Source organism: Aurantivibrio plasticivorans, assembly GCF_055392955.1.
Map to the genome: position 1 here is coordinate 3,604,298 of NZ_AP036020.1, position 13,243 is coordinate 3,617,540.

Annotated in this window: 9 protein-coding genes; 2 read left to right on the plus strand and 7 right to left on the minus strand. The window is 44.6% G+C overall.

Translation table 11 applies throughout. The features are described from left to right. Nucleotides 1-54: 54 nt before the first annotated feature. The 4 genes from ACZ5NB_RS16025 to ACZ5NB_RS16040 form a co-directional block, all read right to left on the minus strand. Entirely contained in the window at nucleotides 55-417 is a 363-nt protein-coding gene (locus ACZ5NB_RS16025; RefSeq protein ID WP_460233274.1) for a hypothetical protein, read from the minus strand. Nucleotides 418-594: 177 nt separating this feature from the next. Then, nucleotides 595-984, minus strand: a complete 390-nt coding sequence (locus ACZ5NB_RS16030; RefSeq protein WP_460233275.1) for a roadblock/LC7 domain-containing protein — start codon at nucleotides 982-984, stop codon at nucleotides 595-597. A 4-nt stretch (nucleotides 985-988) separates the two neighbouring features. Then, nucleotides 989-1,579 (minus strand): GTP-binding protein, encoded by a 591-nt coding sequence (locus ACZ5NB_RS16035; RefSeq protein ID WP_460233276.1) that lies wholly within the window; start codon nucleotides 1,577-1,579, stop codon nucleotides 989-991. A gap of 18 nt (nucleotides 1,580-1,597) precedes the next feature. Beyond that, the gene (locus ACZ5NB_RS16040) at nucleotides 1,598-2,437 is read right to left on the minus strand and encodes a BLUF domain-containing protein (protein ID WP_460233277.1); all 840 of its coding nucleotides are present in this window, start codon (nucleotides 2,435-2,437) and stop codon (nucleotides 1,598-1,600) included. An 879-nt stretch (nucleotides 2,438-3,316) separates the two neighbouring features. Here ACZ5NB_RS16040 and ACZ5NB_RS16045 point away from each other — a divergent pair. Together ACZ5NB_RS16045 and ACZ5NB_RS16050 are read left to right on the plus strand one after the other, a co-directional pair. Next, nucleotides 3,317-4,582 (plus strand): ABC transporter substrate-binding protein, encoded by a 1,266-nt coding sequence (locus ACZ5NB_RS16045; RefSeq protein WP_460233278.1) that lies wholly within the window; start codon nucleotides 3,317-3,319, stop codon nucleotides 4,580-4,582. A 3-nt stretch (nucleotides 4,583-4,585) separates the two neighbouring features. Then, nucleotides 4,586-7,216, plus strand: coding sequence for a hybrid sensor histidine kinase/response regulator (locus ACZ5NB_RS16050; protein WP_460233279.1), 2,631 nt, complete (start codon nucleotides 4,586-4,588; stop codon nucleotides 7,214-7,216). Between the two features lie 39 nt (nucleotides 7,217-7,255). Here ACZ5NB_RS16050 and katG read toward each other — a convergent pair whose 3' ends face one another. The 3 genes from katG to ACZ5NB_RS16065 all read right to left on the minus strand — a co-directional run bounded on the left by katG (nucleotide 7,256) and on the right by ACZ5NB_RS16065 (nucleotide 13,049). Beyond that, nucleotides 7,256-9,454, minus strand: a complete 2,199-nt coding sequence (katG, locus tag ACZ5NB_RS16055; RefSeq protein WP_460233280.1) for a catalase/peroxidase HPI — start codon at nucleotides 9,452-9,454, stop codon at nucleotides 7,256-7,258. A gap of 231 nt (nucleotides 9,455-9,685) precedes the next feature. Beyond that, a complete protein-coding gene (locus tag ACZ5NB_RS16060; protein ID WP_460233281.1) occupies nucleotides 9,686-10,567 on the minus strand; it encodes a transglutaminase family protein in 882 nt (293 codons plus the stop codon). A gap of 1 nt (nucleotide 10,568) precedes the next feature. Next, nucleotides 10,569-13,049, minus strand: coding sequence for a circularly permuted type 2 ATP-grasp protein (locus ACZ5NB_RS16065; RefSeq protein WP_460233282.1), 2,481 nt, complete (start codon nucleotides 13,047-13,049; stop codon nucleotides 10,569-10,571). Nucleotides 13,050-13,243: the final 194 nt, after the last annotated feature.

Sequence of the window (13,243 nt, forward strand, 5' to 3'; positions counted from 1 at the left end):
AAAGGGGGCGAGCCTCTAGCTCACCCCGCTATTGTGGTTATAATGAAAAAATTGTTAAGCCGCTAGGTCAACACCTTTTTCATATTCTTTTAATTGAACGCGTGCCATGGCCAAATTGGACTGAGAACGATTTAGCGCCAAGTAAATAAATACACTATCATTAGTCTCTAGGGGTCGAATAAGGTGATAGTGTTTTCCTAATGAAATCAGAATATCTTCGATGCGATCCTTTAACTTTAAAGCGGCCATCGTTTTACGTTTCGCGCGAACCACCTCGCAGTTTCCAGCAGCAGCTACTTCAAGATCTATAGCGCTGCCTCCACCCACTGTACCGAGACACATCCCACTTTCGGAGTCGACAATAGCCGCACCAATAAACCCGTCAATACCTTGCAAGTCATCTAAATTAATAGCCATAATATATTTCCTCAAAAATAATTTTGTGTGTTGTAATTTTGAAAGCTTATACGTTGCTACCCTGAGTCAAAGTATTTAGCAAATCCAGCTAAAAAAATATTTGGTTCTTTGATATGTACCAACTTGTATTTTTCTAGAACCAGCCTATTTACGTCATTTTTCATAGAATAAGCCAGCTCACAGTGCCGATATTTCTGATGCAAGCCCATTAATACATAGGCGCAAGGACGCAATATTCATATCCCCGCTAGCAGACATCGCTAATACGTAGTCTTTATCCATCATATTCAATGCGACAAAACACACATTCCCTTCTTTTGCTTCGATAAATGTACTTTTAAACTCTCGACCCAAAATCTGTTGAGCTACAGCACTACTAACCGATTGAAGAGTACTAGCCGCAGCAGCCATAGTATCTTCTTTGAAATTTTCTTGATTACTAGCGTAACTTAGCACTGGAAACCCGTCAGAGGTTGCCAGACTGATTACATCAACTTGTGGATTCCCGTCTGTGCACGCGCCAAACAGGTCTCTTAACAAAGGTAAGTATAAATTTTCTACTGTCATTTAATCACACTCTAAATTCCAGACCTTGAAGCTCGTTGTAGTCTTCATCAACTTCGTCTTCTTGTGTACTGAGTGATAGAAAAAGTTCAAGGAGCATCAAATTCGATTCAATATTTCGAGGATCAACGGGTATGACTGGAGCAATCAACTGATAGTTGATGAGAACATTCTGAATATGCTCGACAAGAGAATCGAGAGCCTCATCATTTGCATTTTCACTGTGACTTACACCAATAACCACCGGGAGATTGCTACTAGCCGGATCAAAATGACTAATTAGCTCCTCAATTTGATCAATTTTTATTGTTTCTCCATATTTAACCAGAACTAATAGACCCCATAACCCGTTCTTCACCATGTCCCATAACATGGCAAAACGTTTCTGCCCGGGGAGACCATAAAGTCCAAGCGCCACATCGCTACCCAGTGTAAGTCGACCATAATCGATACCCACTGTGGTATATTCCTTACCTATGTCAACAGATGACTTTTCTTCTGTTGCAAATGGCGAAATTTCACTAATCACCTTGATTAGCTCTGTTTTGCCGGCACCAACTTCGCCAACAACTGCTAATTTTTTGTATATAGCGTCCATAATCATTCAACAACTTTTTTAGGATCTTGTGGCTGTTAAAAAGTTTTTGAGCACCATCCCGAATCGATCGCTATGAGTAGATTTTGCTTTCGTCTTTGGCGCATCGCTGATTTTGCTAATAGTCGCCCCGCCAGGCTTGTCTCGTTGCTTAAGCAGACCCAATGCATCAAGCTCTGCCAATCGCTCAATCAGCTCGCTTTCGGACGAAAAGAAATTCAGAGCTAATATTTCATCATAAGCAATTGACCTACCCACAAGGCGGGCGCATAGGCGAATTAAATTTGGGCTCAGTTGAATTTGACCAGGCTTTGGCCAACCAGACATAAACAAAGACTTCGTGGAGTATTTTTTGTTATCTGCTTTGAGTGTTTTTTCTTCAACCTTACTGCTCTTTGCACCTAAGGTATCGTTCGTGGAAGTTGATACTTTACTACTCGATGCCCCACTTAACGAAAAGAAGCAATTAATACGTTCTAGATCCAACGGAGATTCGCAACGCAGCCCATCTTTTAAACAAGCCTTGAGACGGGCTGATAATTCTTTATGATCTTGTTTGCTTCCCTTAAATACTTTAATCCCCCAGCTTGAAAACGCAGGAGAGGTAATTTCTCGGTTGAAAATGACGCTACAATCAGATACTCGATAGTCTTGCCGAAATTTAAATATTAAATTACCTAGTGATTCGGAATTCCCGTCGGCAACAATCAAAACGTAATTTCGGTAAACGATAAAGGCCCCAGTAAAACCATGATTCTCATTGAGGATTCTCGTTAGATTGAACACATCAATAACTTGGGAAGAATTTGTTATGTCCGCCGCTGAAGGAACAATTGTGCTCAAGCACGCAACTCGTTTCATAAAATAAACCTTAGAGCGATAACAACATCCTTAGATGTGAGCACACTTTGTGTATTAGTAACTAAATATAAACTTACGTCAGGGTTTTCTCCTTATCAAACGGGGACGGTATATTGCACTTTGCGTTGATAATCCACACTATTCCACGGGTTAATAATCAATCAAATAATTAAATATTAAGTAATGTCACATCCTAGTTCTCTTTAACTATTAGATAAAATCAACTTGTCAAAATGTAATTTCTTTTACAACCAATTTTCATACTTTTCCGCAATCGCAATTCGTCGACTGTTGATTGGAGCGACAACTAGTTAATTTTGGTGTTTTCTCCCCTCGGACCAATTTCTGAAAATCTATTCTTTTCTTCATAGATATTGAGTTAACTGTTCAATAAAAATCTAATAATTCTAATATTTTTTGATTACGGTCACTGATAGTCGCTCTAGACCAATAAAACCATGAAGATATAGACGCCAAACTTCTCCACCATTTTTTTATTTTTATTAAGCGACTCAATACAAATAGTTGATTCCGCGATCAATGTGTTTTTATTTTTTAATACCGGATAACTACTTTCATCATGTCGAAACCGAATTGACGTATATTCTCTATAGAACGATTTTCAGGTTCATTAATAAAGTGGACAGACTGGCCGTCAATCTGCATCGGTATGCGATCCAGATTTGCGTCGGCATATTTTTATAAGACAGAGAAGATGCAACCCAAACTCTCTCTCCTTATGAGTCCGACTCTATTGCTACGATTAAATTACCCTCACAAACCTGAACTAGACTACATAGAGGCTTGAATCTTTAGATATCAAAGTGAAATAGCCCTATGTATTCCAAGTTTATTTAAAGCGAGCTATGAGAAATCGATATGGTCGACCAAGATAGAAGAAGCAGCTTAAGAACATTAGCCTCAGGCGGTATTACACTGGGTATCGCCGCCAAAGCCCCGTATGTGCTTTCAAAAGGGAAGGTGACGATTCGGATACTTGGCACACACGTGACGCTTCAGGAGGAACTGCGCAAACGCGCCATGGATGACTTAGGAATCAACATTGAGTTCGAGCCTAGAGGCAGTGCCGCTGTGCTGCAAAAAGCGACGATTTCCCCGCGATCTTTTGATCTCTACGAACAGTGGTCGAACAGTATCAATGTGCTTTGGCAATCTGGCTCTATTCAAGCTATCGATAAAACACGCATAAAAAACTGGAGCGAGATTAATGCCCTCAGTAAGACAGGAAAACTATCACCAACCGCAAAGTTTGGTGCGGGCGATGCCCCCTATAAAATTTTGCATGTACAACCCGACAGCTCATTAGGTGAGAAGCATTCTGACAGAATCAGTTTTTTACCTTATGTTCACAATGTCGATTCATATGGCTACAACACCGACTTTATACCGCCCGGCATTCCCTATGAAACGGAAAGCTGGGGATGGCTGCTCGATGAAAGATATTCAGGCAAGGTAGCCATTGTCAACGAGCCGACCATTGGCTTATTTGACCTAGCATTAGCCGCACAAACGCGTGGTCTAGTGAAGATCAATGATCTTGGCTCTATTACAAAGCAAGAACTAGATTCACTGTTTTCCGTTCTCATTGATCTTAAAAAACAAGGGCACTTCAACGGATTCTGGAATTCCGTCCCAGAGTCTGTCCAATTTATGGCGTCAGGGCGCGTCGTCATTGAAAGCATGTTTTCGCCGGGCGTATCGAGCCTGAACGGTCAAGGAATACCCGTAATTTATGCTGCACCGAAAGAAGGCTACCGAGGTTGGCACGGCGTGATGTGTTTGTCTTCGGCGTCACAAGGCCGAGAAAAGGACGCAGCGTACGAATACATGAACTGGTGGCTATCTGGATGGCCTGGCGCTTTCATTGCCCGGCAAGGGTATTACATTTCTAACCCACAGCGCTCTAAGAGTTATCTGGATCCCGCTGAGTGGGATTATTGGTACGAAGGTAAACCCGCCGCGAAAGATCTACGGGGCACAGATGGCAAGGTGTCCGTTAAAGCTGGCGATGTTCGTACAGGCGGCAGTTATATAAAACGATTTAGCAATGTTGCGGTTTGGAACACAGTTATGCCTACCTATGAATACAGTTTGCAAAAATGGTACGAATTCATTAGCTCATAAATTATGTTTAAGTCTTTACGTCTTCAAATTAGCCTTGCGCTGGGTGCTCTTGTGTCTGTATTGCTGCTTCAGGTGGTATTGTCTCGTCAAAGCAGCAGTTTATTAATCCAAAATTATTACGATACTAACGCTGTGCATGCTGAAACCGATTTGGTGCGCACCTTAGAACGCAACGTCATCGACTTACAAAGAAATGTACTCATCTACAAAGAAACCGCGAGCGACGTAGCGAAATCACAGTTTGAAGACCTAATCAACCAAGCCATAGACGACCTACGTAACATTACTTTCGAGCTGAATGATAACGCGGACTCTACTAATAAATCACAGCTCGTTTCCAGAATGATGGCTCACTTGGTTGACTATCGAGATAATTTTCGCTCGGTGGTTGACGGTAGAACGCAGCGGCAACACTTACTGGAAGATTCACTCAAACCCAACTTTGACCGAATCGAAGCCCTACTCAAGCAAAAGGTTGATTCTAGTGAACACCACCCTAAGCTGGGCGAACTTCGTTTTTATCTCGCTGGTGCCAAGAGTAAGCTATTTCAATATGTAGTCTCACCTGAGTATTCCTATGTCACTCAGTTTACTGAAAAAATTAGGCTAGCTGAAGACATTGCATCCAACGCATTATTTACGGAGGAAGTCAAGATCCTTCAGACCATGACAACCGACTTTAATCGCTTAGCCCAAGTAACCAGAGGTTATATTTTTCTCGTCAATGTCGTCATGACAGGCTCAGCAAATGAGTTTTTATTCTTAACCAAGGAGTTAAGAGAAATTGCGATTGAAAATCAAATCAATAGAATAAATACCAGTGAATCACTCGCAGAAGATATTCGCGCCCAAGAAAACATCGTGGCCTCAATCACCGTTGTGTTAGCTCTCATAACGGCTTTTTTCCTATTTTTCAGAATACTAACGCCGGTCAACAAGATAACCCATGTTTTCTCTCGTCTCGCACAAGACGAAACGGTCGGAGACATACCCGCCACTACAAGGAAAGACGAAATTGGGCACTTAGCGAAAGCTGCTGACGTTTTTAGAAAGAAGAACCAGCAAACACATGAATTACTAGCAAAAGCACAACAACTAAACCAAGCACAAGAACAACTCAATGACGCTTTGATAGTAGAGAAGATCAAAGCAGAACAGGCTACACAATCCAAAAGCATGTTCTTAGCCAATATGAGCCATGAGATTCGAACACCTATGAATGGCATTATTGGGTTGATTGAGCTTGTATTGAAAACTGAACTTACAGACAAACAGCGATCCCACCTAAAAAAAGTCGCTTATTCAAGCGATATTATGATGGGTGTCATCAACGACATCCTAGACTTCTCTAAAATAGAAGCCGGAAAATTAGATATAGAAAACGCTGAGTTTCGACTAAACGACGTGATAGAAAATGTTATATCGGCCATTTTCCTTCGTGCCGATGAAAAAGCGCTTGTCTTTCGCGTACTAGTTGATAACGATGTCCCAACTACGTTATGCGGTGATGCGCTGCGAATTAATCAAGTATTGCTAAATCTTTGTAACAACTCCATTAAGTTTACCGAGACAGGTGAGATCATCGTTGAAGTACAATATGATCATTCTGAAAATCGCCTACAAGTCAGCGTGAAGGATACCGGCATCGGTATGTCAACGGATCAAGTCGATAATATATTCGACGCATTTTCTCAGGCTGACGGGTCAACTAGCCGAAAGTATGGAGGGACAGGTCTTGGACTGTCGATTGTAAAGCAGCTTGTGTCTTTAATGGGAGGAGAAATCAGCGTTCACTCGACTCAAGGCGTTGGGACTACGTTTAACGTCAGTTTTTCGGTATCAGCCAACGACCAACCTCAAACAAGTAGAGCAAAGGATAAACCCGGAGCGATTTATATCGGATCAACTAGTACGCCTTTGATACCGGAAAAAATGCTAGCAGACGATTTCGACATTGAGTATAAAAACGGTATTGACAATATTGATGTCTATCAACTTCAGGACACTACCGTTTGGTTAGAAATTCGCAGCAATCAAGACCTACAGGATAAGTTAGACTTTATAGTAGATATTGAGAAGCACCATATCACAGCCGCTTTAGTCATTGACATGCAACCCAGCAGTTTAAAAAGTAAAATAAAAATTCATAGTCACTTACCTCTGTTACGACATCCATTTTCACCCAGTGATTTCCGTCAATTCGTCACCTCTTTGCAATCTAATGTTGATATACAAAGCGACACCGAAGATACAGAAGAATCCGTTCAGTTTAATGGTCATGTTTTACTTGTAGAAGACAATGATATAAACCAAGTTGTTGCAAGCGGCATGCTTGAAGATATGGGGTTAAAGGTAGATATCGCAGAAAACGGAAAAGAAGCTTTAGAAAAAATAACCTCCGCAAGCAAATACGACCTAATATTAATGGATATTCAAATGCCAATAATGGACGGCTATAGTACAACCAGGGCGCTACGAGAAAAGGGGTTTACCGACTTGGTGGTTTGCGGCCTATCAGCAAATGCTATGCAAGACGACTTTGATTTAGCCCTGCAAGCGGGGATGAACGACTACATCACTAAGCCCATTGAATGGAAGAACTTGGAAAATACATTAGCAAAATACTTAAAGTAAAGTGGCGACCACAAAGTGGCCGCCGAAACAGTGCTTGAACTAAATATCGAATCGATCGGCATCCATGACCTTCGTCCAAGCGGAAACAAAGTCTTCAACAAACTTTTCTTGCGCGCCGTCTTGAGCATAGACTTCAGATATGGCGCGTAGCTGTGAGTTAGAACCAAATACTAAGTCGACTCGAGTTGCTGTCCATTGAGATTCTCCGCTGGCCCGATTGATTCCCACATAAGTACCAGACTTATCCGACTCAGGCTTCCACTCGACCCCCATATCAACCAGGTTCACGAAAAAGTCGTTGGTCAATGTACCGGGCGTTTGAGTAAAAACCCCATGCTGCGCTTTGTCGAAATTAGCATTCAAAACTCGCATACCGCCGACCAATACTGTCATCTCCGGAGCGCTTAAACCTAACAACTGCGCTTTATCAATAAGTAGCTCTTCAGCAGATACTGTGTACTGTCCTTTCGAGTAATTACGGAAACCATCAGCGATGGGTGCGAGTACTGCAAACGATTCTGCATCGGTTTGTTCATCGGTTGCATCTGTGCGCCCTGGTGTAAATGGCACGTTCACCTTGTGCCCTGCATCACTGGCTGCTTTTTCTATCGCCGCACAGCCTCCTAATACAATGAGGTCTGCAAGAGAGACTGCCTTGCCTGATTGAGAAGCATTGTAATTCCTTTGAATTTCTTCGTAAGCATCAAGCACTTTTTTCAATTGTAGAGGCTGATTCACTTCCCAATCTTTTTGCGGCGCTAAACGGATTCGAGCGCCGTTCGAACCACCACGCTTATCAGAATCACGATACGTGGATGCTGACGACCAAGCGGTATAAACCAATTCCGATACACTTAGTCCGGCATCGAGAATAGATTGTTTCAACGCGGTCACATCTTCGTCATCGATTAGCGCATGATCGACTGCTGGAATAGGGTCCTGCCAGATCAGGTCTTCGCTAGGAACTTCACTACCAAGGTAGCGAGCTTTCGGTCCCATATCGCGGTGCGTTAATTTAAACCACGCGCGAGCAAATGCATCGGCAAATTGATCCGGGTTTTCATGAAAACGTTTTGAAATCGGCCCGTAGATTGGGTCCATTCGCATTGCCATGTCAGCCGTCGTCATCATCGTCGTGACTTTTTTTGACACGTCATGTGCCGCTGGTGCTAGATCTTTTTCGTCAGGGTTAACAGGAACCCACTGCCATGCTCCTGCAGGGCTTTTGACCAAATTCCAGTCGTAACCGAAGAGCAAATCGAAATAGCCGTTATCCCATTGGATGGGATTCGCTGTCCAAGCGCCCTCGATACCACTTGTTATCGTATCGTCACCTTTACCGCTGCCGTGTTTACTCGCCCAACCAAATCCCATTGCTTCAATGTCCGCGGCCTCTGGTTCTGGGCCAACCAACTCAGCATCACCTGCACCATGGCATTTGCCAAAGGTATGTCCGCCCGCAACTAGCGCAACGGTTTCTTCGTCGTTCATCGCCATGCGCTCGAAAGTTTCGCGAATATCTCGGCCTGAGGCCAACACGTTGGGCTCACCATTAGGACCTTCTGGATTTACATAGATCAACCCCATTTGTACGGCAGCTAGAGGGTTTTCTAGGTCACGATCACCAGAATATCGTTCATCGCCCAGCCACTCCGACTCCGCTCCCCAGTAAACATCTTCCTCTGGCTCCCAAATGTCTTCACGACCACCAGCAAAGCCAAAGGTTTTAAGGCCCATGGATTCTATAGCGACATTACCGGCCAAAATAAACAAGTCTGCCCAAGAGATACTATCGCCGTATTTCTTTTTAATGGGCCACAACAAACGTCGAGCCTTATCGAGGTTAGCGTTGTCCGGCCAGCTGTTTAACGGCGCAAAGCGCTGGTTTCCAGTGGATGCGCCACCACGTCCATCAGCCGTTCGGTAAGTGCCCGCTGAATGCCACGCCATACGAATCATGAATGGACCATAGTGACCATAGTCGGCGGGCCACCACTCTTTCGAATCAGTCATCAACGCTTCAAGGTCTTTCTTGACCGCGCCAAGATCTAGCTGTCGAAAGGCTTCGGCATAGTCGAACCCTTCATTCATAGGGTTTGACTGCTTACCATGCTGATGGAGTATTTTTAGGTTTAGTTGATTCGGCCACCAATCAACATTCTTGGTGCCGCTGCCTTGCTTTGTATTCCCGCCGTGCATTACTGGGCATTTACCTGCACTGTTGCTCTTGTCATTCATGGTGCTATCTCCAAATCAAAGTATGGGGAGATCCTAGCGTGCCGGAATCCATACATATAATTGAACAAATTCAACGCTATGATTAATTAAATTTATGGAGCGATAGGATAACGGTATAACGAAAAACACCTGACGGCCGTCAGGTGGGTAGAAGTATAGACCTTGTTAGGCCGCTGGAGGGGGGTCCATGATAAATTAACTACGGATCAAATCGCAGCAACAGCTCGGTACCTACTGTGCTGCAACATCAACCGAGACGTGAAGAACTGGATCCTCACCCCCACCGTAAACGATCCCTTTTAGCGGTGTAACATCGGAATAATCACGCCCCCAAGCGGTGATGATATGCTGCTCTGTCGCCAAGGTATCATTGGTAGGGTCAAACTCTACCCAGCCTTCGGCGGGCGAATAGACCGAGATCCAAGCATGACTTGCATCCGCACCGACTAATTTTTCTTTTCCGGGGGGTGGCAGGGTCTCGATGTAGCCGGATACATACTTTGACGGAAAACCCAGCGCGCGCAGACAAGCAATTTGGAAGTGTGCGAAATCTTGGCAGACGCCTTGTTTCTTTTCCAAGACCTCAATCAAAGGCGTTGATACCGTCGTAGACTCGGGTGAGTATTCAAAGTCGCGGTAGATACGCGATGTCAAATCCATCACGCAGGATAACAATGGTTTGTCATCCTCAAATGAGGCTGCCGCGTATTCGCGAATTTCGTCATGTTGAATTCGTATCAGCGGCGAACTCAGTAAAAACTCGCGAGCAAGAATATCATCGGGCTTTGTCGAGTGCTGTATTTGAGCCAGCGCTTCAGCACAGCTAATGCCGAAATCAAAATTCTGCGAAATAGGCTGGTCTTTTGTTTCAATATCACTGACTACGGTGATAGTGAGTTTCTTATGCCGCTGCTGGATTTCAAATTGATAGGCTTGATTGCCAAAATAATCAACGCGTTGAGAATGCACAGCAGGTCTGGGCGAAACAATAACGTCGCTACTAAAACAACGTTGTCGACGGGTAGAACGCGGTGTCATGTGAGCTAGGTTGTAACAGTGTGTTACTGCTTCAACGTATTTGTATTCAGTAATATGCTTAACTCGATAGCGCACGCTAGTTCTCCCACATCGATAAAACAAGCTGCTGGGAACTTTCGCGATGATCGAAGTATTTATCGCTAATTAAATCACTCATTGATGACAACAAGGTGTTTAATTGAACTAATTTTTCAGCCAATGCTGGGCGAGCTGAATCAGTTAACTGGCACAACTCTTTTAATCGAATCAACTTCACTAAGGTTTGCGCTTGCAATGCAACACTCTGATGCTCATCAAGTTCATTGGAAACGCCTTCCGTACTGAGCTCTGTCAAATGTTGGTACAATTCATTGAGCTGGAAGAGTAATGAACGTGGATTAGTTGAATCTAGCATGATGAGATCCAAACAAGATTCAATATTAAGATCAGCGCTATAACGGCGGCGATAATTAATTAAATTTTCTAGGCACAGCAAAGTACCGTACAAAAATAGTTTTTCATCACGCTCAGGCGCCGACTGAGCCAGCATGTCATTAATAACCATGTTAGTTTGAATAGAACGCTCCAAGCGACGACCAATTTGCATAAAGCGCCAGCCCACACCACGCCCCATGCTTTCATGCCCCAATCCAGAAAGCGCCATCAACGCAGTAACTAATGGATCCAGCGACTCTTCTGGTGCAGTCATAATGCCTTGGCCAAACGAGCCTTGCAGGTCAAACAAAATATCACGTATATCGTTAATGACTCGCAACGTGTCTGATGAAACCAGCTCTTTCGATTCATCAGCACAATATAACATTGCGTTAAGATTCGCCGCGATGCTGCCTGGCCTCGCCGCATCGACAACCACATGCAAAAGCTCAGTATATGGGTCATCTATTAATGCGTCATCGGCATCAGTAAACCCCGGGTAGGTTGTAGTGACTTTAGTAACCGCTGTTAGCAATACGCGTTTAACATCGCGAGATAAAGGCTCTTCCCCATTCAACATCATGAACACGGTGCGTAATAAGCGTAATGACGCTTCGGCCCGCTCCGCATACCGCCCCATCCAAAATAGATTTTCCACTACACGGCTGGGGAGGCGAATAACCTCGGCATCTTTTTTCGCTTCGACTCGACTCACCTGCGTTTCTGCAACCGATGGCTCAGAGGAAATAACCCAGGTATCTTTACTTTTACTGCCCGCCTGATTGGATATATAAAAGGCTGATTCCTCAATGCCGACTCGCGTCAGCCCGCCAGGCATCACCGAGTAGGCTTTTTCGCTGGCGGTAACAAAACTCCGCAACACTGCCGGACGAGAGGTAATGACATTATTGTCGTAGGTGGGTAGAAAGCTCACATCCAAAATAGGCTGAGCCACATACGCATAAGGGTTCGTTTTAATGGCGTTGAGAAACTCTTTTTTCTTCTCTTCAGTCAGCCCCGCTACATGAACACTCCGTTGCCCCGTACCACGATACGCGGGTTTGATCACCAGCTCATCGAAATGGGCTTCAATGAATGCCATGTCTTGCGCATTACCACACCAATAGGTTTCAACCGTTTGCATGCGCATGTCGCGGCCGAGCAAATGTTTAGAGATATCAGGTAAATAGCGCAAAAAAATTGGGCTTTCCAAAATGCCGGAACCGAGAGGGTTTGCGAGAACCACGTTGCCAGCACGAACAGCTTCCAGTAACCCCGCGACACCTAAAAGGGAATCGCCGCGCAACTCAACGGGATCACAATACCAATCGTCAACGCGACGCAATACAACGTCGACTCGACTTAGCCCCTGCAACGACTTCATCCACAAAAAGCCGTTGCGCACGACCAAGTCGCCACTCTGAACTAACAGAAACCCTAGATAATTTGCGATAAACGCATGTTCAAAATAGGTTTCGTTGTGCGGCCCCGGAGTTAAGACAACAACGCGGGGCTGTTTTTGATTCGGCGAAATCGCGTATAGTTTGGCGCGTAAGCGTTGAAAAAAGCTGGCCAACCGGTGTACCTGGCTCTCCCGATACAAGCTTGGAAAGACTCTCGACATGACGGTCCGGTTTTCTAAAGCGTAACCAGCACCACTAGGCGCTTGAGTGCGGTCGGTCATGACGCACATATTGCCATCGCTATTTCTTGCCATATCGACGGCGTGCAATATTAATTGGTGTTCGTCAGGGATGGTGATGCCATCGCACGAACGCAGAAAACCGGGGTGGGAAAAAAGTGCTTCAGGTGGAATGACACCTTGAGAAATAAGCTTGCGAGGGCCATATAGGTCCTTCAACAGCAGGTTAAATAATTCCGCACGTTCCAGTAACCCTGATTCGATCTCTCCCCACTCTTCACTGCTGATAACGAACGGCACCAGGTCCAGCGACCACGCCGAGGCAGCGTTATTGAGATCGTCATAGATATTATAGGTAGCACCATCGTCACGGAGAATGCGGCGAGACTTGGCTTCTTTTTGCTCAAAGTCTTCAGCACCCACGCGCTCGATAGTTGATAGCAGGTCCTGCCAGTGTGGCTTTACCGTCCCGTCGGGCAGATAAACTTCATCTCGGCTCATATTGGAGGATCTGTATGGTAATGGTTGGAAGGTGTCTTCGACTAACAGATTGCTGCTCTGAGACACATTAGTATTCTGGGACAAAAAAGCGCTCTAACGGTAAACAAATTGGGGCGACATTATCTCATGGGCTGACAAGATAACAATAGACCCCAATTCATCTCCCTGCTGTCCCTGGCGGAGCTTATTCTTGG